At 73.5% G+C, this 20,591-nt stretch carries 17 protein-coding genes; 6 read left to right on the forward strand and 11 right to left on the reverse strand.

Annotated features, from left to right (window positions below; genetic code table 11):
* Window positions 1–44: 44 nt before the first annotated feature.
* Both DEI97_RS10940 and DEI97_RS10945 read left to right on the forward strand, forming a co-directional pair.
* Window positions 45–1,046: an AAA family ATPase gene (locus DEI97_RS10940; RefSeq protein WP_374107136.1), complete on the forward strand. Its 1,002-nt coding sequence runs from the start codon at window positions 45–47 to the stop codon at window positions 1,044–1,046.
* Window positions 1,046–2,395, forward strand: coding sequence for a DUF58 domain-containing protein (locus DEI97_RS10945; RefSeq protein ID WP_111074217.1), 1,350 nt, complete (start codon window positions 1,046–1,048; stop codon window positions 2,393–2,395). Before DEI97_RS10940 ends, DEI97_RS10945 begins: the two co-directional genes overlap by 1 nt.
* 42 nt (window positions 2,396–2,437) lie before the next feature.
* On the opposite strand, the gene DEI97_RS10950 is transcribed toward DEI97_RS10945, so the two are convergent.
* The gene (locus tag DEI97_RS10950; protein WP_111074218.1) at window positions 2,438–3,433 is read right to left on the reverse strand and encodes a stage II sporulation protein M; all 996 of its coding nucleotides are present in this window, start codon (window positions 3,431–3,433) and stop codon (window positions 2,438–2,440) included.
* A 77-nt stretch (window positions 3,434–3,510) separates the two neighbouring features.
* On the opposite strand from DEI97_RS10950, the gene DEI97_RS10955 reads away from it, so the two are divergent.
* Window positions 3,511–4,380, forward strand: coding sequence for an RDD family protein (locus DEI97_RS10955; RefSeq protein WP_111074219.1), 870 nt, complete (start codon window positions 3,511–3,513; stop codon window positions 4,378–4,380).
* Between the two features lie 47 nt (window positions 4,381–4,427).
* Here the strand turns inward: DEI97_RS10955 and ahcY are convergent, their stop codons facing one another.
* Window positions 4,428–5,906 carry an adenosylhomocysteinase gene (ahcY, locus tag DEI97_RS10960; RefSeq protein WP_111074220.1) on the reverse strand — a complete coding sequence of 493 codons (1,479 nt, stop codon included), beginning with the start codon at window positions 5,904–5,906 and terminating at the stop codon, window positions 4,428–4,430.
* A 108-nt stretch (window positions 5,907–6,014) separates the two neighbouring features.
* Entirely contained in the window at window positions 6,015–6,242 is a 228-nt protein-coding gene (locus tag DEI97_RS10965; RefSeq protein WP_110904719.1) for a DUF3499 family protein, read from the reverse strand.
* Window positions 6,243–6,310: 68 nt separating this feature from the next.
* Here DEI97_RS10965 and DEI97_RS10970 point away from each other — a divergent pair, with 68 nt between their 5' ends.
* Window positions 6,311–6,751, forward strand: coding sequence for a metallopeptidase family protein (locus DEI97_RS10970; RefSeq protein WP_111074221.1), 441 nt, complete (start codon window positions 6,311–6,313; stop codon window positions 6,749–6,751).
* A gap of 21 nt (window positions 6,752–6,772) precedes the next feature.
* Here DEI97_RS10970 and DEI97_RS10975 read toward each other — a convergent pair whose 3' ends face one another.
* The 5 genes from DEI97_RS10975 to manA all read right to left on the reverse strand — a co-directional run bounded on the left by DEI97_RS10975 (window position 6,773) and on the right by manA (window position 13,885).
* Window positions 6,773–8,170 carry a DUF5719 family protein gene (locus tag DEI97_RS10975; RefSeq protein ID WP_111074222.1) on the reverse strand — a complete coding sequence of 466 codons (1,398 nt, stop codon included), beginning with the start codon at window positions 8,168–8,170 and terminating at the stop codon, window positions 6,773–6,775.
* On the reverse strand, window positions 8,167–11,019 hold the full coding sequence (locus DEI97_RS10980; protein WP_111074223.1) for a glycosyltransferase family 2 protein: 2,853 nt from the start codon (window positions 11,017–11,019) through the stop codon (window positions 8,167–8,169). Before DEI97_RS10980 ends, DEI97_RS10975 begins: the two co-directional genes overlap by 4 nt.
* A 75-nt stretch (window positions 11,020–11,094) precedes the next feature.
* Window positions 11,095–11,427, reverse strand: coding sequence for a WhiB family transcriptional regulator (locus DEI97_RS10985; RefSeq protein ID WP_374107134.1), 333 nt, complete (start codon window positions 11,425–11,427; stop codon window positions 11,095–11,097).
* A gap of 217 nt (window positions 11,428–11,644) precedes the next feature.
* Complete coding sequence (galE, locus tag DEI97_RS10990) at window positions 11,645–12,607, reverse strand: UDP-glucose 4-epimerase GalE (RefSeq protein WP_111074225.1); 963 nt, start codon at window positions 12,605–12,607, stop codon at window positions 11,645–11,647.
* Window positions 12,608–12,658: 51 nt separating this feature from the next.
* Window positions 12,659–13,885, reverse strand: coding sequence for a mannose-6-phosphate isomerase, class I (gene manA, locus DEI97_RS10995; RefSeq protein WP_111074406.1), 1,227 nt, complete (start codon window positions 13,883–13,885; stop codon window positions 12,659–12,661).
* Window positions 13,886–13,928: 43 nt separating this feature from the next.
* Here manA and DEI97_RS11000 point away from each other — a divergent pair, with 43 nt between their 5' ends.
* Window positions 13,929–15,308 carry an O-antigen ligase family protein gene (locus tag DEI97_RS11000; protein ID WP_181439174.1) on the forward strand — a complete coding sequence of 460 codons (1,380 nt, stop codon included), beginning with the start codon at window positions 13,929–13,931 and terminating at the stop codon, window positions 15,306–15,308.
* A gap of 70 nt (window positions 15,309–15,378) precedes the next feature.
* Here the strand turns inward: DEI97_RS11000 and DEI97_RS11005 are convergent, their stop codons facing one another.
* Window positions 15,379–16,803 (reverse strand): hypothetical protein, encoded by a 1,425-nt coding sequence (locus tag DEI97_RS11005; protein ID WP_111074227.1) that lies wholly within the window; start codon window positions 16,801–16,803, stop codon window positions 15,379–15,381.
* 92 nt (window positions 16,804–16,895) lie between these two features.
* Between DEI97_RS11005 and DEI97_RS11010 the strand changes: the two genes are divergently transcribed.
* Window positions 16,896–18,203: an O-antigen ligase family protein gene (locus DEI97_RS11010; protein WP_111074228.1), complete on the forward strand. Its 1,308-nt coding sequence runs from the start codon at window positions 16,896–16,898 to the stop codon at window positions 18,201–18,203.
* A gap of 30 nt (window positions 18,204–18,233) precedes the next feature.
* On the opposite strand, the gene DEI97_RS11015 is transcribed toward DEI97_RS11010, so the two are convergent.
* Together DEI97_RS11015 and DEI97_RS11020 are read right to left on the reverse strand one after the other, a co-directional pair.
* Window positions 18,234–19,622 (reverse strand): hypothetical protein, encoded by a 1,389-nt coding sequence (locus tag DEI97_RS11015; protein WP_111074229.1) that lies wholly within the window; start codon window positions 19,620–19,622, stop codon window positions 18,234–18,236.
* Window positions 19,623–19,702: 80 nt separating this feature from the next.
* Window positions 19,703–20,464, reverse strand: coding sequence for a polyprenol monophosphomannose synthase (locus tag DEI97_RS11020; protein WP_111074230.1), 762 nt, complete (start codon window positions 20,462–20,464; stop codon window positions 19,703–19,705).
* Between the last annotated feature and the right edge of the window lie 127 nt (window positions 20,465–20,591).

Below are 20,591 nucleotides of genomic sequence, written 5' to 3' on the forward strand. Positions count from 1 at the left end.
TGCCCACCACCCCGCCCTCCGGCAAGGCCTCCTGGCCTGACGCCGTGCCTGCCGCCGCGACTGCCTCCGGGCCCACCTCCGGGCCGACCCCGGGCGGCGATGCGCTCCGCGAGGTGCTCGGCCGTGTCCGCACCGAGGTCGGAAAGGCCGTCGTCGGACAGGAGGGCGCCGTCTCCGGCATGATCGTCGGGCTGCTCGCCCAGGGCCACGTGCTGCTCGAGGGCGTCCCCGGTGTCGCGAAGACCCTGCTGGTCCGCAGCCTGGCCGCGGCGATGTCGCTCGACACCAAGCGGATCCAGTTCACGCCCGACCTGATGCCCGGCGACGTCACCGGCTCGCTGGTGTACGACGCGTCGACCGGTACCTTCCCGTTCCGCGAGGGACCGGTGTTCACGAACGTCCTGCTGGCCGACGAGGTGAACCGGACCCCGCCGAAGACACAGTCCGCCCTGCTCGAGGCGATGGAGGAACGGCAGGTCAGTGTCGACGGCGCAGCACGGATGCTGCCCGACCCGTTCTTCGTCGCCGCCACGATGAACCCGATCGAGTTCGAGGGCACCTACACGCTCCCCGAGGCACAACTCGACCGGTTCCTCATGAAGCTGACGCTCGACCTGCCGCCGCGCGAGGTCGAGTGGCAGGTCCTCCGCCGCCACGCCGACGGGTTCGTGCCGCGCGACGTCCGCTCGGCGGGGATCGTCCCCGTGGTCGGCGTCGACGAGGTCCGGGCCGCGCAGCGCGCGGTGCGTGCCGTCGGTGCCCGGGACGACGTGCTCGCCTACGTCGTGGACCTGGCCCGCGCCACCCGCCAGGCCCCGTCCGTCCGGATCGGCGTGAGCCCGCGCGGGTCCACCGCGCTGCTGGCCGCCGCGAAGGCGTGGGCGTGGCTGACCGGCTACGACGCGATCACCCCCGACCACGTCCAGGCGATGCTGCTGCCCGTGTGGCGGCACCGACTGCGGATCGCCGCCGACGCCGAGCTCGAGGGCGTCGACGCGGACGGTGTGCTGCAGCAGGTCCTCGAACAGGTCCGGGTGCCGATCTAGTGGCGGTCTCGGGTCGGTTCGTCGCGCTGCTGGTGGTCGCCGTCGTCCCCACCGTGCTGCTCGGCAGCGGGTGGGGCGCGCTGGCGTGGATCGGCCTGCTGCTCCTGGCGAGCGCCGTCGACCTGCTGCTCGCCGCGGACCTCACCCGCGTCCGGGTCGACCGCCGGATGCCGCGACTCGCGCGTCGGGACACCGCGGCGGAGGGCACGCTCGTCCTGACCAACGACGGCAGCCGCGTCCTCCGCGCCCTCGTCCGGGACATGTGGGAGCCGTCGGCCGGCCAGGAACCGCGTCGCGTCCGTCTGACGGTGCCGTCCGGCGAACGCCGCACCGCCCGGATGCGCTTCACCCCGTTCCGGCGCGGACGACGGACCACCACCGGGATCGCGGTCCGGGCCTCGGGTCCACTCGGCCTCGTCGCCCGCCAGCGGGTCGTCCCAGCCCCCGGCGAACTCGTCGTCACGCCGCCGTTCCGGTCCCGGCGCCACCTGCCGTCGCGACTTGCCCGGCTCCGCGAACTCGACGGCGAGACCACGCTACAGCTGCGTGGGCACGGCACCGAGTTCGACTCCCTCCGCGACTACGTCCGCGGTGACGACGTCCGGTCCATCGACTGGCGGGCCACGGCGCGCCGTCAGGACCTGGTCGTCCGCACCTGGCGCCCCGAGCGCGACCGCCGCGTCGTCGTCATCGTCGACGCCGGACGCGCGGGCGCCGGCCGGGTCGACGACGAACCCCGCCTGGACACCGCCATCGAGACGGCGCTCCTCGTCGGTGCCCTCGCGGCGGCCGCCGGTGACCGGGTCGACCTCGTGGTGCTCGACGACGCCGTGCGCGGCCGGGTGCACAGCGCGACCCGCTCGGACGTGGTCCAGCGGTTCGGCGAGGCCCTCGCGCTGGCCGAGCCGGAACTCCGGCCGACCGACTGGGCCGCGGTCCCCGGGATCGTCGACGCCGTGACCACGCAGCGCGCCCTCGTGGTGCTCGCGACCAGCCTGGACTCGGTCGGCGCCTCCGGCGACCTGCTGACGGTCCTTCCCCTGCTCGCTCGGCGGCACGCCGTCGTCGTGACGTCCGTCGAGGACCCGGCCGTGGCGCGGATGGCGGCGACCGGCGAGGGTGACCGGCGGGGCGGGAGCGAGGCGGGCCTCCCGACCGGGACCGCTGCGACCCACGGGTCGGTCGACGTGTACCGGCGGGCGGCCGCGGAACGGTCGCTGCTCGATGCCGACGGCGTCGCGGACGTCGCCCGTCGCGCCGGCGCGGAGGTCATCCGTGGTCTGCCCGAGGAGGTCCCGCCGCGGACCGCCGACGCGTACCTGCGGGCGAAGGCGGCCGGGCGGCTCTGATCTGATCGGGAGGCGCCGGCCGGGAGGCGCTGGTCGGCACTGTCAGCCGGCGACGATCTCGGTGGCTCCCCGGTCGAACTCGTCGACGTCGCCGCGCTCCCCGGCACGGTGCGCGCGCCCGCCGACCACCCACTGGTAGGTCAGGACCAGCGCGAGCGCCACCGTGCCGATGCCGATCTTGACCGGCCACGGCCAGTCCTGCCGGGTCACCGTCCCCTCGACGATCCCGGAGAGCAGCAGGGTGAGCACGAGGCCGATCGCGACCGTGATGAGCGCGCGGCCGTCCTCGGCGAGGGCCTGCGCGCGGGTCCGGTGTCCCGGGGCGATCCACGACCACGCGATCATCAGGCCGGCCCCACCCGCCAGGAAGATCGAGTACAGCTCGAGCTGTCCGTGCGGAGCGATGTAGAGGAAGAAGTCCCCGAGCCGCCCCTGCGAGTGCATGATCGACGCCGACACGCCGAGGCTCACCGCGTTCTGCACGATCGAGTACGGCACGAAGAGCCCGGTGATGCCGAACGCCACCATGCTCGCGGCGATGTACGCGTTGTTCGTCCACACCTGCGCGGTGAAGGCGCCGAGCCCGTGGTCGGAGTAGTAGTCCACGAAGTCCTGCGTGGCGTACCGGCGGAGCGCCGAGTCCGAGCCGAACGTCGCGACGGCACCGGGCGTCGAGCTGATCCAGACGGCCGTCACGGCGGCGATCAGGGCGGTCGCGACGGCGACCCAGATCGTCACCCAGCGGATCCGGTACAGCGCAGCCGGCAGCTGCAGGGCGAAGAAGCCGACGACGGCGGTCACCGGGTCGACCGGCGTGCCCGTGAAGCGGAGCCGCGCACGGTGCAGGGTCAGCGACAGCCGGTCCCCGGTCGCCGAGCGTGGGGACACCTGCCGGATGCGGGCGAGGTCCGTCGCGGCCGACTGGTAGTCCGCGAGCATCCGGTCGACGTCGTCACCGGAGGTCGGACGACGCCGTGCCAGCCGGTCGAGTTCGTCCCACCGCGCACGATGTGTCTCCGCGTAGGCGTCCAGGTCCATGCGCTCCCCCTCGTGCTGGTCGGAGCCGCGCTCCGGGTCCCCGACCGCTCGTGGTCGTCTTCCGACAGAATGATCCCATGCCGAAGCGCGCCACGCCCCGGGACCTCGCGGACCGCCGCTTCGTCCGCGCCCTCGACGACACCGACGACGCACTCGTCGTCGGTGAGGCGGTCGCGCTCGACGTCGTCCCCGCGAGCATCGTGTTGCGGGGCGCGGCGGCCCTGCTCGACGCGCTGTGCCTCGTCGCGCTCCTCGTGATGCTGCTGCTCGGGCTGTCGCGCGTCATGCCGGCCGACATCGACTCCGGCTGGGCCGCCGCGACCCAGATCGTCGTGATGGTCGTCGTCTTCGTGCTCGTACCGGCGGCCGTCGAGACCGTGACGCGTGGCCGGAGCGTCGGCCGGTACGCCCTCGGCACCCGGGTGGTGCGGGTCGACGGCGGCGCGGTGTCGTTCCGGCACGCGTTCACCCGGGCGCTCGTCGGGCTCCTCGAACTCTGGCTCACCGTGGGGTCGCTGGCGCTGCTCGTCGCCCTGTTCGGGTCCCGCCCTCGGCGTCTCGGCGACCTGCTGGCCGGCACCGTCGTGCAGCACGAGCGCCTGCGTCGGTCGGTCGACCCGGTCGTGACGCTGCCGCCGTCGCTCGTCGGGTGGGCCGGCGTCGCGGACGTCCGCCGGCTGCCGCAGCGGCTGGAGAACCGGATCGCCGCGTTCTTCCGGGGTGCGGGGTCGGTTCAGCCCGGCCTGCGCGCCGAGGTGGCCCGGGCCCTGGCGGCGGAGGTCGCCGACTACGCCCAGCCGGTGCCGACGGTGCCGGCCGAGGAGTTCCTCGCCGGGGTGGTCGCCCTGCGCCGTGCCCGTGACCTGCGGGCGTTCACCGGGCGGGCGCGCACCCTCGAGCGGGCGAGCGTCGCGGCGAGCGCGCGTCCGCCGGGCTTCCCGCGCTGACGCCCGGACGCCCGGACGCTCGAACGACGCTGCGCACCGGTCCGGGTTCAGTAGCGGTACTGCTCCGACTTGTACGGGCCGTCGACCGGGACACCGATGTACGCGGCCTGCTCCGGCCGGAGTTCGGTGAGCCGGACCCCGAGGGCGTCGAGGTGCAGCCGCGCGACCTTCTCGTCCAGGTGCTTCGGCAGCACGTACACGCCGATCGGGTACTGGTCGAGCCGGGTGTGCAGCTCGATCTGCGCCAGCACCTGGTTCGTGAAGGAGTTGCTCATCACGAAGGACGGGTGCCCGGTCGCGTTGCCGAGGTTCATCAGGCGGCCTTCGCTGAGCACCAGGATCGAGCGGCCGTTCGGCAGGCGCCACTCGTGCACCTGCGGCTTGATCTCGACCTTCTCGGCACCGGCCATCGACTCGAGGCCGGTCATGTCGATCTCGTTGTCGAAGTGCCCGACGTTCGCCACGATCGCCAGGTGCTTCAGGGCGAGCATGTCGTCCACCCCGACGACGCCGAGGTTGCCGGTGCACGTCACGACGATGTCCACCTGGTCGGCGACGTCCTGCAGCCGGGCGACCTGGTAGCCGTCCATCGCTGCCTGGAGCGCGCAGATCGGGTCGACCTCGCTGACGATGACGCGGGCACCCTGGCCGCGGAGGGCCTCGGCCGCCCCCTTGCCGACGTCGCCGTAGCCGACGACGAAGGCGACCTTGCCGCCGATGAGGACGTCGGTGGCCCGGTTCAGGCCGTCCGGCAGCGAGTGTCGGATGCCGTACTTGTTGTCGAACTTCGACTTGGTGACCGAGTCGTTGACGTTGATCGCCGGGAACTTCAGCTCGCCGGTGCGCGCCAGTTCGTACAGGCGGTGCACGCCCGTGGTGGTCTCCTCGGTCACGCCTTCGATGTCGGCGGCGATCCGGGTCCAGCGGTCGGCGGACTGCTCGAGCGAGGACGCGACCGTGGCCAGCACGATCTTCCACTCGGCGCTGGCGTCCGGCTCGGCGTCCGGCACGCGACCGGCCGCTTCGGCGTCCACACCGGTGTGCACGAGCATCGTGGCGTCACCGCCGTCGTCGAGGATCAGGTTCGGGCCGGTCCAGTCGGCGCCGGACGCGGCGGCCTCGGCGCTCCAGTCGAAGACCTGGTTCGTGCACCACCAGTACTCGTCGAGGGTCTCGCCCTTCCAGGCGAACACCGGGACGCCGGCGGGGGCGTCCGGGGTGCCGGTCGGCCCGACGGCGACAGCGGCCGCGGCTTCGTCCTGCGTGGAGAAGATGTTGCAGCTGGCCCAGCGGACCTGCGCCCCGAGGGCGACCAGCGTCTCGATGAGGACCGCGGTCTGGACGGTCATGTGCAGCGAGCCGGCGATGCGCGCCCCGGCGAGCGGCTGCGCGGTGCCGAACTCGTCGCGGAGGGCCATCAGGCCGGGCATCTCGTTCTCGGCGAGACGGATCTGGTGGCGTCCGGCCTCGGCGAGCGAGAGGTCGGCGACGCGGAACGGGACGGCGGCGCGGGTGTCGGTCGGCATGATCGTCAGTCTTCCACGCGCTGCCGACGACGGTGGGGTCTCGTGACGTCCGTGGACAGCACCACGGGAACGGCCGCGGGTGCAGGAGAGCGCTGGACGGGCCTCCCGTCAGGAGGGGTGACGCTCCGGCGTCCGCGGCGGCGGGTCGCGGCGGATCACCCGCCAGCCCTGCGGGACCCGCAGCGTCGCGGCGTGCCGGGCACAGAGGTCGTACCCGTGCGGTTCGACGCGACCGGAGAGCGGCCCGACGACGACCATCGAGTCGGCGTAGTCGTACGTCAGGGTCGCCGAGGCGCCCGCGCCACAGGCGACCTTGCTGCAGATCCGTACGTCCATACCGGAGACGACCCTACCGGCCGTGTCCCGGGGACCCTGCCCGGGGTGCGGCCGCGTACGATGGCCGGATGCGCCGCAAGCCCAGGATCGTCACCCCGGTCGACCGTGCACGCGGACGCTCCCGCCACGGCCGCGGCCACCGGTCGAGCGTGACCGGACCCGAGCTCGCGCCGGTGATCACCCGTGCCGAGACCTTCGACCGCATCGTCGGCGACACCGCCCACTACCTGGTCGGACTCTGGCCGGGAGAACTGGCGGGCGTGGTGTTCCAGGTCGCGGACATGCCGACGGACACCGGCCTGCCGGACGAACTGCCCCGGTGGCGCATCGAGCGCGACGACCGTCGGGTGACCGTCTTCCGGATCCCGGTCGAGCGGGTCACCCACAGCCCCGAGAAGGACGACGTGGACCGGCGGATCGTCGTCGAGACCGCGGTGTTCCGCGCCGTGGCGGAGCTGCTCGACAAGGACCCGTGGGACCTGGCACCGGACCGCTACCGCCACTGGTGACGGACCGGACCGGGCCGAGCCCTAGGGGTAGATGCGCACCGGACTCGAGACCTCGGTCTCCGGCCGCACCGGGAACCCGGCGATGCCGTCGTCCCCCTGGTACGTGACCCCGGCGACCAGCCCGTCCGCGCCGCTGATCGTGACCTGCTGTGCGGTCGGCACCTTCACCGTGGCGGTCGAACCGGAGGTGACCTGCACCTCCTGCGAGTCGTCGCCCGAGCGCACGGTGACGGTCGCGTCCTGCCGGGTCGGGTTGACGAGGTTCAGCCGCGCCCCGGAGCCGGCGGCGACCGCGGTGACCGTGGTGCCCGAGAGCGGCTCGGCCGAGGCGAACCAGCCCAGGTCGGTCCGGTCGTCGTCGGTGGGGGTCGTGGTGCGGGCGCCCGCGACGATCGGCACCGACGAGTCGATCGTGAACGAGTAGCGCCCGTCCGGGAAGTCGTCGAGCGGCACGTCGGTGACGACGCCCGGCTCGGCGGTGGCGTCGACCGTGGTGCCGCCGCCGTCCGCCGTCGTGATGCCGAGGGTGACGCGTGCGACCTCGGTGCCCGGCACGTAGAGGCGGAGGACCGGGCCCGCGTCGGCGGTGTCCTCACCGCGCTGCGCCCCCTCGGCGTCGTCGAGGACGACCGCGGGGATGACCTGGCTGCGCGACGGCGCCGCCCCGCCGGAGACGATGTCGAACCCGCCGGGGGTGAGCGTCCGGACGACGGTCTCCTGCATGTGGGCGACGATCTGGCCACCGGACGAGGTGACGTGCACGACGGTCGAGCCCTGGTCGGTGACGAAACCGGAGAGCGGCACGACCTTCTGCGAGTTCGGGGCGACCACGATGCCGGTGGTGCCCGGGGCGCTGACGGTGCCGGTGGCGTCCGCGATGGTCAGGTCGACGGTCGCGTTGACGTCGGTCGGGTTGCTGAGCGTGACGAGGCTGGTGCGGCCGGTCTCGGTCGAGCCGCCGACCAACCAGGTCGACTGCGACGGGTCGTCACAGGAGGCTGCGCCCACGCCGACGACGTCGCCGTCGGACACGCTCTGGTAGCTGCTGCCCGCCACCTGCGGCGCGGTCTTCCCCGCCGGTGCGGTGAGGAGGGTCGGTGCGCTGCTGCCGGTGCTCGCGCTGCCGAGCTCACTGCGGTCGACCCGGTCGCCGGTGGTGGCGGTGGCGATCTGGGGCGACCCGATGGTGCTCGCGCGGGTGGCGTCGTTTCCGGCGTCGTCGGACAGACGCAGGGCGCTGCCGGCGCAGACGCGCTCCGCGGCGGCCGGCACCGGGATGACGGTCCGACCGGCGGGGTGTCCCGGGTCCTCGGTGGTGCCGATCGTGTGTGCGGCGGCGATCGTGCCGGCCGCGACGATCACGGCGACGGCGGTGGCGGTGCCGCGGAGGGCCCAGCGGCGCGCGGTGCTCGTGCTCATTCGTCGCGCTCCTCGTCGAAGGTGGTGGCGGGTTCGTCGGCCTCGAGGACGTTCGACGTCGCACGGCGGCGGCGCGGCGCGGTCGGCACGGCGAGCAGTGCGGCGGCGCCGAACACCACGCCGATCACCACGAGGTAGAGCACGTGGGTGGCCTTCGCGGCGGCCGAGCCCGTGCTGGTCCGGTCGACGTCGCCCTCGTAGTGGAACAGCGACCCGTTGGTGGTCTCGCCGATGCTCGTGAAGCGCGCGTCCTGGCCGATCGCGCCGGCGGCACGGTCGTGCACGGCGCGGGCCTCCGGGTCGGCGGGGGCGTCGTCGAGCAGGACGAAGCTGACGCCGAGGTCACGGAGGGCCGGTTCGGGGTCGTAGCCGCTGCGGCTCGCGAGGTTGCCGGCCAGGGTCGCCAGGCGGCTGCCCGACCGGCTCAGCGAGAGCGCGGTGGCGTCGAGGGTGGACTGGTCGTCGAGCGTCGAGCCCTGACCGCGCTCGAGGGCGACCGCGAGCGAGCCGTCGGTCTGCGGCTGGACGACGAGCGTGCCGACGTCGGGGTTGGCCTGCGCCTCGGCGTTGACGTAGGCGCTGAGCACCCGGCCCGAGGTCGGCTGGATGGCCGCACGGTCGAGGTAGAAGGCGGCGAAGGCCGGGGCGACCGCGACGGCGGCGAACACCGTCGCGACGAGTCCGACCACCGGTGCGGCCCGGGGGACGGTGTCGACACCGATGCAGGCGGCGACGACGATCGCGAGGGCGAACACCGACAGCGCGCTGCCCGGCCAGACGATCGTGGTGGTGGACCCGACGCCGGTGACGGCCAGGTGCGTGGCGCCGAACGCGGTGGCGTAGCCGAGGAGTGCGGCGACCAGCGCGGTGCCGGCGAGCGACCAGCGGTGACCGAGGACGGCTCCGACGGCGCTGGCGGCGACCGGCAGGGCCAGCACCGCCATCACGATCGGCAGCACCGCGTCACCGAGACCGAGCGGCGCGACCGCGGACAGCCAGCCGTTCCAGTCCGGCAGCGGCTGCCCGATCGCGAGCTGCAGGGCGCTCGGCGCAGGAGTGGCGGAGGGGACGCCCGGGTCGGCGAAGACCGCGAGCGGGTTGCCCCGGGCGATCTGCGCGAGCACGAGCGGGACGAAGAGCACCGCGGCCGGCACCGGCACGAAGACGCGTCGGTGGGCGTGCCGCCAGCCGACGGCGAGGGCGACGAGCCAGCCGATGAGCAGCACCGGCAGGAGCGACGGTGTCGAGGCGGCGATGACGGCGAAGAGCAGGGCGGCGCCCGAGGCCGACGCCCAGGAGCGGTGCGCCTCGACGAGGGTCAGGAACAGCCAGGGCAGCAGCACGTGGGCGATCACGGCGCCGAGGTGACCGGTGGTGACTGCACCGACGAGCGCGGGAGCGACCGTGTAGAGGACGGCGCCGATGACCGGCACCCAGGTGCGCGTCGTCACCTTGCGCACCGCGGCCCAGGCACCGAGGGCGGCGAGCGGGAAGGACAGCAGCATGACCACGACGACCGAGGTGGACGGCGACCAGAACGTGATCGAACCGAGCACCGCGACGACCGCGGCGAAGGGGTCCGACGGGCCGGTGAACCCGGTCCCGAGGGAGTGCCAGCCGAACCCGACGTTCCGCCAGAGGTCGCCGACGTCGGTGCTCAGCGGCAGCAGTCCGCCGCCGGTGAGCGCGGGCGACCCGAGCAGCGGGAAGAGCGTGACGACGCTGAGCACGGCCGCCGCGAGGACGACCCAGATGCCGCCGTCGGCCAGGAACGAGGCCCGGGCGATCGGTGCGTCCTCGACCCGCGCGAGCTCGACGTCGCGGGAGGTCGTGCGGTGCTCGTGCACCCGCCGCCAGCTGATCCGGAGCGGTTCGACCGCGGCCCAGCCGAGCTTCCGGTTCGCCGCGAGGGCCTTCCGGGCACGACCGACGCCACCGCCGAACGCGACCGCGAACGCCGCGGCGAGTTCGCCACCGACGGCGGCCGGGTGCTTCGCGACGAGGTGGCCGATCGCGCGGCCGAGGGCGAACGGCACGAGGGTCAGCCAGTGGATCCAGAGGACCCCGGCGGACGAGTAGGTCAGGCGGCGGTGCAGCTGCGCCTGGCGGTGCATCCGCACGCGGCGACGCTCGGAGACCTTGGCGCGGCCGAACTCCTCGATCGGCCCGGCGCTGGTCGCGCGGGCCTCCGGGACGACGGCGACACGGTGGCCGGCCAGGCGTGCGCGCACCGAGAAGTCGAGCGCGGCGTCGACGTCCGGCAGGGCCGGGTCGAACCCGCCCAGGCTGTTCCACACCGAACGGCGGACGAGCATGCCGCCGGCGGAGACGCCGAGCACGTCGGTGTGCCGGTCGTGCTGGCCCTGGTCGAGTTCGTCCTGGACGAGGGTGATCGAGCGGCCCATCCGGGTCATGCTCTCGCCGAAGGCGGCGATGCGGGCGGGGTCGTCGACGTTGACGAGCTTCGGGCCGGCGATCGCGACGGAGGGGGCGATCTCGACGGCGCCGAGGAGGGCGGCGAGCGTGCCGGGCGTGGGGCTGTTGTCGTGGCCCAGGAGCCACAGCCACTCGTCGACGCCGTCTCCGGCCTCGGCGCGCGGTGCGACCTGTTCGCCGTGGCGGACGGCCTCGCCGAAGGGGCGACCGGCCGCGATGCGGGAGAGCTGGGCGCTGCCGCCGAAGGACAGTTCCGAGGTGGATCCGTCGGTCGAGCCGACGTCGACCACCACGAGCCCCTCCGGCGGGCGGGTCTGCGCCGCCAGGGCGTTCAGGGTGCGGTCGAGATGGTCCGACCCGTTGGCTGCGACGAGGATCGCGGTGACGCGGGGCGTGGAGGCACTGGGCTGCATGACGGGAGCGACTCTACGGGCCGGGAGGCACGGTGCCGGCCGCCGACGGCGGCGCGGCGTGAACCTGTGGGAGCCTCAGGCGCGCTTCCGGAGCTTGCGACGCTCGCGTTCGGAGAGGCCGCCCCAGATGCCGAACCGCTCGTCGTTCTCGAGTGCGTACTCGAGGCACTGGGAGCGGACCTCGCACGAGGTGCAGATCTTCTTCGCCTCGCGGGTGGAGCCGCCCTTCTCGGGGAAGAACGCCTCGGGGTCGGTCTGGGCGCAGAGCGAGTCGACCTGCCACGAGAGCGGGTTCTCCTCGTCGGCCTCGGTCGACCGTCGGACCCCCGGGACGCCGAGGGCGACGGGATCGACGTGCCAGTCGTCCGGCACTCCGGCTTCGAAGTCGGATGCGCTCACCCTGATCACCCCTTGACGTCTCGGTTCGGGTCCCTGACGACGGTGTCGTCGGTGTAATTACATCGGTGTGATTCCCCGGAGTCAAGTCGCGGATCATAGAAGCCGCTCCGGCTTCTGCCGTGGCATGTCCCCCATTCGGGCGTGTCGCGGCGTGTCTGCGGGCCTTTCGGGGGACAGCGACGCCCCGCGTCCGGGGTGGAGGCGGGGCGTGGCGGTCCGACGCTGTCTACGCGGCGCGCTGCCGGGCCTCCCAGGCGCTCGTCACCATGTCGTCGAGCGTGTGCCGCATCGCCCACTCGAGGTCCCGACCGGCCGCCTCGCCGGTCGCGACGATGCGGGCCGGGTCCCCGGCGCGACGCGGGGCGACCTCGGGCCGGAAGTCGATGCCGGTCCCCCGGGCCATCGCGTCCATGATCTGGCGGACGCTCACGCCGTCACCGCTGCCGAGGTTGTACGCGCGCTGCAGCGGCTCCCCCGCCTCGAGCTTGCGGGCGGCGACCGCGTGCGAGTGCGCCAGGTCGGCGACGTGCACGTAGTCGCGGACGCACGTGCCGTCCGGCGTGGCGTAGTCGTCGCCGTTGATCCGCGGCGTCCGACCCGCCAGCAGGGCGTCGAAGACGAGCGGGAAGAGGTTGTGCGGGCTGGCGTCGTACAGGTCCGGCTCCCCCGACCCGACGACGTTGAAGTAGCGGAGCGACGTCGTCGTGAAGCCCGCCGCGACCTCCATGTCCCGGAGCAGCCACTCACCGATGAGCTTCGACTCGCCGTACGGGGACTCCGGGGCCTTCGGGGTCTCCTCGACCACCACGTCGACGTCCGGCGTGCCGTAGACCGCGGCGCTCGAGGAGAACACGACCTTGTCGACACCGGCGTCGGCGGCGGCACGGAGCAGGGTCGCCATGCCGGTCACGTTCTGCTCGTAGGTGTGCAGCGGCCGTTCGACCGAGACACCCGCGTACTTGAAGCCCGCGACGTGGACGACACCCGTGACCTCGTGCTCACGGAGCGTGCGGGCGAGGAGCTCGCCGTCCAGGATCGTGCCCTCGACGAAGGGCACGCTCTCCGGCACGAACGCGCGGAAGCCGCTCGAGAGGTCGTCCAACGCGACCGTGTCGAGACCCGCCGCGACCAGCGCTCGGACGACGTGGGACCCGATGTACCCGGCACCGCCGGTGACCAACCAACTCATGCCGCCACGCTAGCGGACCGGCCGGCCGCCCCGGGCGTCCGGTGCGCTCCCCTACGCGCCGGTCGCGATGAAGACCGTCGCGGTGCGGCCGCTGCCGGCGTCCGCCTCGACCGACACGTCGCCCTCGTCCGGCGTGATGTAGCAGGACTCCCCCTGGCGGAGCAGCGTCGCGGAGTGCGCCCCGACGAGCGTGACGACCCCCTCGGTGCAGATCGCGATCGACGGACCCGACAGCGGCGCGGTCCCGCCGGTCGTGAGTCCGACCGGGCGACCGTCGCTCGTGACGCGCACCAGGGCGAACCCGACGCCCTCGGGAGCGAAGCGGTCGACGACCGGGCTGAGGTGCTCCGGTTCGAGCAGCGGTGCCGGGTACGCCGTGAAGTCGAGGACACGCAGCAGTTCGGGGACGTCCACGTGCTTCGGGGTGAGGCCGCCGCGGAGCACGTTGTCGGACGGGGCCATCAGCTCGATGCCCAGTCCGTCGAGGTACGCGTGGATGTTGCCGGCGGGCAGGTACATCGCCTCGCCGCGGGTCAGCGTCACGCGGTGCATGAGGAGCGAGACGACGACGCCGGGGTCGTCCGGGTAGGCCCGGGCGAGGTCGGCGGCGGTCGCGGTGTTCGGCGAGACGGTGGTGTCGGCCGTGGTGGCGGCGTCCACGGCCGCTGCGGTCAGGTGTCCGACCGCACCGATCACGGCGCGGGCGGAGTCGTCGGTCTCCTCGAGCCAGCGCACGGTGTCCTCGAGCCCCTGCTGCAGGTGCACGACGAGCGGTCCGAGTCGACCGGACCCGGCGTCGAGCGTCTCGACCTCGGCGAGCGCGTCGGCCACGGGGCGGAAGCCGCTGAGGGCCTCGAACCGGTCGCTCAGTGCCACGACGAGCTCGGGCTTCGGGAACGGGTCCTTGTAGTTGCGGGCCGGGTCGTCGACCGGGACGCCCGCGGCTTCTTCACGGTCGAAGCCCTCGCGTGCCTGCTCGGGCGTCGGGTGTGCCTGCAGGGAGAGCGGGGCGGCGGCGGCCAGGACCTTGAGCAGGAAGGGCAGGCCGGTCCGGTCGTCGCCGAGGGCGGTCTGCGGTTCGGCGTCGATCCAGTCGAGGACGGTGTCCGCGCCGCCGACCATGGCGGGGTTCACCACGACGCTCGGGCTGCCGGGGTGGGCGCCGAGCCAGAGTTCGGCCTGCGGGACGCCGGTGACGGTCCGTCCGAGCAGTTCGGGGATCGCGGAGACGGACCCCCAGGCGTAGTCGCGCGGGGTGTTCGTGATGCCGAGGAACATGGGTCGAGCGTATCCGGCGATGCGCGGCACTAACCTGTCCTCCGTGACGAACACCTGGCCACTGGCGCGCGGCTCCGTGCCCGAACGAGAGGCCTTCGCCCTCGCCGCCACGGTCCTGCTGACGCTGTCGGCGGGCGACGCCGTCCCGAACACGATCACCTGGTGGGGTGCCGCGGCGGTCTGGGCACTCGAGGGTGCCTGGGGCGTCAGCGTCGTGGTCCGGGCGCGTCCGCCGTTGACGCGCACCCCGCGCGCGCTCTGGCTCTTCCTGGCCTGGTGCCTGGTGTCCGTGCTCTGGTCGCACTGGCGGCCGGCGACGCTGGCGAGCACCGTGGCGCAGGTGCTGTGCGCGCTGGTCGCCTTCGCGATCGCCTCGACCCTGACCTGGCGGCGGATCCTCGACGCGATGAGCCTGGCGTTCCGCTGGGTGCTCGGGCTGTCCCTGCTGTTCGAGGCCGTCGTCGCCGTCGTCGTCCGGCACCCGATCGCTCCGATCTGGACGGACTACGGCGACCGGGACATCCCGGACGCGTTCTACTTCTCGCGGGCCGAGCTCTTCACCGGCGGTCGCATCCAGGGGCTGCCGGGCAACGCGAACCTGCTGGCGATGGTCGCCCTGCTCGCGGCGATCGTCGTGGCCGTGCAGCTCGCCGAGGGTCGGATGCGCCGGATGCGGGCGATCGGCTGGCTCGTCGTCGCCGTGCTGGTGACCGCGCTGACCCGCTCGAGCACCGTGCTCGTCGCCGCGTTCGTCGTGCTCGTGGTCCTGGCGCTCGCGCTCGGGATGCGTCGGGTCCCGACCGAGCGCCGGGCGCCGCGGTACGGGGCGATCGTCCTCGGTCTGGTGGTCGTTTTCGTCGGGGTGGTGCTCGCGAAGGACTCCCTGGTCGCCGTGCTGGGTCGGTCCTCGGACCTCACGGGGCGCGGGACGATCTGGAAGGCCGTGTGGGGCCTCATCGAGCAGCACCCGGTCCTCGGGTTCGGCTGGATCGGCTACTGGTGGCCGGACATCCCCCTGCTCGCGCACCTCGCTCCGCGCAACGGCGTCACCTACCTGCAGGCGCACGACGCGGCGCTCGACGTGTGGATGCAGACCGGGCTCGTCGGTCTCGTGCTCTTCGCCGTCTACGTCGTGACGACGCTCAGCCGTTCCTGGGCGGGCGCCACCCGCGTCGGCTTCGGCCCCGACCTGGCGCCACGGCCGTTCGACGCGGTCGGGCTGTTCCCGCTGCTGGTCGTCGTCGCCCTGCTGGTACAGGCGATCGCGGAGTCTCGGCTGCTCTACCAGGGCAACTGGGTGCTGTTCGCCCTGCTCGCGATCAAGTCACGCATCGTCCTGGTCACCGAGGAGCCCCCGTCGGTCGGCGACGGCCCACGTACGCCGATCGCGAAACGCGCGTTCCGGTGGGCGGCGAACCCCTGAGCCGCCGGACCACCCGCCCGATCGGCTGACCCGACAACCCGACGAGCGACGTCGCGACCGGGCGCCGGACTCACCGGTCGCGGAGCACGAGGCTGCACGGCACACCTGCGGTCCACGGGGCCGTGCGGACCTCGACCACGGCTCGCGGGTCCGCCCGGCAGGTCGCGACCGCGTCGCGGAACTGGGGCTGCCACTCGGGCCCGCCGTCCCGGCGCGTGACGGTGGACGCGTTCGCCACCCACGTCGTCACCAGGACCGCGACCACGCACCAGCCGACGGCCGACCGGACGACGTGCGCCGCGCCTCCAGACCGGGAGGCCCGACCCACCACGCGACGTCCGCTGCGGCCCGACGTGACCACACGCTCGACCAGGACGGCGGCGGCGACCACGACGGCCGCGGTGAGGAGCATGCCGGCGGCGGCCGCGTACCGGGAGGGCGTGGCGGTGACCAGCGCCGCCGGCGGGGCCGTCGACCACCGGCCGTCGGCCGAACGGTTCGCCAGGAGCGCCGCGGTCCAGACCACGCCGGCTCCGACCAGGAGCGACACGGCGAGCACCGCGGCCCGCCAGCGGCCGCTGCGCAGCGCGACGACGCTGCCGAGGAGGACGACGACGAGCACGAGGACGGCGGGCACCACGAGCACCCACCACCCGTGGTCGAGGACGGTACCGGCCACGGCCGTCAGGTCCGCGTCCCAGAGCCCGCCGAAGGTCTGCAGCAGCCAGCCCGCGACGACGTCGGCGGCGGTGGGGTCACCGGGGCGGGCGACGCGGGTGGTCGTCAGCGCCGTCACGACCTGCGCGGTCCCCGCGGCGAGGGCCGCCAGGGTCACGGGCAGGGGCACGAGGCGGTGGGGCTGCGCTCCGGCCAGCCAGCCCGAGGGGGACGGCCTCCGCGTCGGCAGCCAGGCCAGCGCGAGGAGCGGGAGGAAGAGGACGGCCTGCACCTCGGTGCCGAGGGCGAGGACGGTGACCACGGCGAGACCCGCGGCACCCCACCAGGTCCGGCTCCGGTAGGCGAGCAGCCAGGGCGTGAGGAACAGCGCGAAGGTGTGCAGGTTCGCCGCGTTGCCGGAGACCTCCCACGGCGCGGTGGGCAGGACGACCGGGACCACGGCGAGCACGAGCCGGAGCGGCCACGACGGCACGACGTCGCGCGCCAGCAGGAACACCGCCGCACAGACCGCACCGGCGAGCAGGCACGAGGTCGCGGAGACCACGAGGGCGTAGTCCGCGACCGGGAACGACAGCGCCAGGTCCACGACCAGCCGCGGGACCAGGTGCAGGTACCCGGCGTACGGGTGGACCAGGCTCGCGACCGGTCCGAGCGCCAGGTGCTCACGGAGGAAGACCCCGCCGTCCTCGGCCCAGACGGTGCCGCGGGCGACCGGTCCGAGCCGCAGCCACGCGGTCGCGGCGGCGAGCGCACCCACCAGCAGCGCCGTGACCGTCGCGGCGAGTGCGGTCTCCCGGCCCCGCCGCGTGTGTCCCATCGCGCTCGACGGTAGTGCGATGACGACGATCCGCGATATCGACGCACCGCGATGCGTCGGACCCTCCCCGCGGGTTGCGTCATCATGGACGGATGACGGATGCCCGGACGACGCGACTCACCCTCGCGCGCCGGTACCTGTCCGCGTGGATCGGGTTCTCGGCCGGCGGACGGTTCAGTCAGGCGCTGGCGACCGCGATCGTCCTCTTCGCCTTCGGTGAGCCGACGGTGCGGGTGCTCGTCGGGACCGCAGGCACCTGGGCCGTCCTGGTCACGCTCGTCGTCCTCGCCGGGCTCAGCCTGCTCGGGCAGCGCTACCGGATCGAGTGGCACGGCGTGCTGCCGCTGTCCCTGCTCGCCTTCATCGGGTACTGCGGGCTCAGCGTGCTGTGGAGCGAGTACTCCTGGGTCGCCCTCCGCGGGTTCGCCGAGACCCTCGGCTTCGTCGGGCTCGGGCTCTACCTGGCACTCGGCCGCGACCTCGTGCAGGTCATCCGGGCGTGCGGCGACGCGTTCCGGATCCTGCTGGTGGTCGCGCTCGCCCTGGAGGTCCTCTCCGGCCTGGTCATCGACGTCCCGTTCCCCGCGTTCGGCATCCACGGCGACATCGCGTACGGCGGCCCGATCCAGGGCATCGGCGGGACCCGCAACGTGATGGGCTTCATCGCCGCGACGGCACTCGTGACCTTCGTCGTCGAGTACCTCACCCGATCCGTGCCGCACTGGCGCGCGATCGGCTCCACCGCCCTGGCCGTGGTCACGCTGATGCTCGTGCAGTCCCCCATCACCGGGCTCGCGATGATCGCCCTCACCGTCGCCGCCCTGGCGATGTGGTCCCTCCGGCGGGCGCCGGCCACGTCCCGCCCGGTCATCAACACCGTCCTGGGGGTGTTCGTCCTCGCCATCGGGACGGTCCTGGTGGTCGCCCGGAACCGGGTCCTGCCCGAGATCGGGGCGGCCGGTGGGACGTCCACGCGGCTGGCGCTCTGGTCGCAGATCCGCGACTTCATCGAGCAGCACCCGGTGCAGGGCTGGGGGTGGGTCGGGTCGTGGCCGAGCGAACCCGTCGTCCCCTACGTCACCTTCGTGGACCCGGCCGGCGCCCGCTTCACGTCGGGCCTCGACGTCGTCGTGGACGCCTGGCTGCAGGTCGGGTTGGCGGGCATGCTGCTGCTGGTCGCGGCCGCCCTGCTCGCGTTCGCCCGCGCCTGGGTGACCGCCACGACGTACCCGGGCGTGGCCTACGTCTGGCCCGCCGCGGTCCTCGTGCTGCTCGGGGTGACCAGCGCCGCCGAGAGCACCCTGCTGCACGGCGCCGGACTGATGGTGTTCGTGACCGTGCTCGTCGTGTCGGCGCGTCGACGGTCCTGGCGGCGACGCCTCGAGCTCCCTCGCCCGTGAGCTGCGTCTGACCGGTCGACGTCGGGTGCCTCAGCGCTCGGTGGTCGGGAACGCACCCCGCCGGACGGTGGCGCACCCGAGCGTCACGTTCCACCCCTGCGGTGCCTGGTCGAAGCGGTACTCCGTCGCTCCCTCGACGCAGTGCCGACGGGCGGCGCGGTACTCGGCCGACCAGCTCGGCGCTCCCGTGCGAGCACTCTCGCCCGGCAGGGCGCGCCATCCGAGCAGCCCGACGAGCAGTGCCAGGACCACCACACCGGCGGTCGTCGCGGCACGGCTCCGCACCCGCAAGAGGCGCTCGGCAGCGAGGACGACGATGCCCAGGACGAACATCGACGGCACGGCCGCGTACCGCAGGTAGCCGGCGGCCGCGAGCAGCTCGACGCCGTGGTGCGTGAAGTCGATCCGTGACGTGGGGTTCACCGCGAGGGCGACGCACCACACCAGCGGTGAGGCGACCACGAGGGCGACGGTCAGGGTCCGGAGCGTGCCGAGTCCGTCGTCACGCCGCCACCGGCCCCACAGCGCGACCACCACGGCGGCGACGACGGCGAGGGCCAGGACGACCAGCAGCACCGGCCCGACCTGCACGAGCCGGGTCACCGCGGGCCCGACCCGCGGCCAGACGATGCTGAGCAGCGGTTCGAGGAACCACCCGCGGACGACGTCGAGGGGCTGCTGTGCCACCGGGACGCGGACGCGCGGCACCAGCACCGCGGTGGACAGCTGTACCGTGAGTCCGAGGAGCAGCGCCCCGCCGATCGTCCACGACCGCCGGTGCCGGACCCCGAGCAGCAGCATCGGGACGAAGAACAGCGCCTGGATCTCACTCATCGCGACGACGAACGCGACGAGCGCCGGCAGCAGCGCGCCGCGGGTGCTGCTCGGCCGGACGAGCAGCAGCACCGGCACGAGGAACAGCAGGAACGAGTGCAGGTTCGCGGTGTTGCCGAGGACCTCGAAGGCGACGACGGGGGTCAGCACCGGCACCAGGGCGAACAGGACCCGCGTGGCGGGGTGCTGCAGCGCCTCCCGGGTCCAGACGACCGCACCCGCCGCGGCGAGGCCCACGACGAGGCAGCAGAGCAGCGTGAGGGTCCGGGCGTAGTCCGCGACCGGGGCGGCGGTCGCGACGTCGGTCAGGAGGCGCGGGACCAGCTGCTGGTAGCCGTCGTACGGCAGCACCAGCGACACGAGCGGCCCGGAGTGCAAGCGCTGGGTGAGGAACACTGCGGCGTCCTCGGCCCACAGCGTGTTCCGCGCGCCGGGCAGGAGTCGGAACCAGGCGAGCCCGGACGCGACGACCCCGACGAGCAGCGGGAGCAGCGGGAGCAGGGTGCCTCGAGGGCGCCGGGCGACGCGCGAGACCGCGGCGATGCCACCGGCGGGCCGGGCGGGACCGGCGACGAGGGAGCTCATGGCGACATGATGTCGGAGCACCACCCGGGTGAGCGAACCCGCAGGCTCGCGCAGTGCAGGCCAGAGCGGGTCAGAGCAGGTCAGCGACGACGGGACCCGCGCCCGAACCGGCGCTGCAGGCCCCACTGCGTCGTGCGGAGCATCGCCTCGACCACGATCGCCTGGCTCATCTTCGACACCCCGTGCACCCGGTCACGGAACCGGATCGGGACCTCCACGATCGTGCCGCCCAGGTCGTGCACCCGCAGCGTCATGTCGACCTGGAAGCAGTAGCCCTTCGAGTCGATCTCGTCCAGCGCCATCCGCGCGATCGCGTCGGCGCGGTACACGCGGAAGCCCGCGGTGATGTCGTGCACGTCCAACCCGAGCATGATCCGCGCGTAGGCGTTGCCGCCACGGCTCAGCAGTTCACGGTGCTTCGGCCAGTCGACCACCGACCCACCGGCGGTCCACCGCGATCCGATCGACAGCATGACCCCGTCGGCCGGGTCCGCGTCCGCCACGGCCGCGATCAGCGCCGGCAACCGGTCCGCCGGGTGCGACCCGTCCGCGTCCATCTCGACGAGGAACTCGTACCCGCGCTCCAGTCCCCAGCGGAACCCCGCGACGTAGGCGGTGCCGAGACCGAGCTTGCCGGACCGGCGCAGCAGGTGCACGCGGTCGTCGTCCGTCGCACGTGCGGCGACCAGGTCGCCGGTGCCGTCCGGGCTGCCGTCGTCCACCACGAGCACGTGCGCCTCCGGCACCACGCCGAGCACGCGGTCCAGGATGTCCGTCACGTTCTCGGCCTCGTTGTAGGTCGGGACGATGACGAGCGTGCGGGGGGAAACGGATTCAGCCATGGTTCTCTCTACGGTCTCGGACGAGCACGGACGTCACCCGCCCGGATGCCGGGCCCCTCATCGGTCCGGCGCACCGGACGCTGCCGTCCGACCTCGCGACATCGTACGGTGTCGCGGCCCGGTTGCC

The sequence above is a fragment of the Curtobacterium sp. MCLR17_032 genome (genome assembly GCF_003234795.2).
Lineage (GTDB): Bacteria > Actinomycetota > Actinomycetes > Actinomycetales > Microbacteriaceae > Curtobacterium.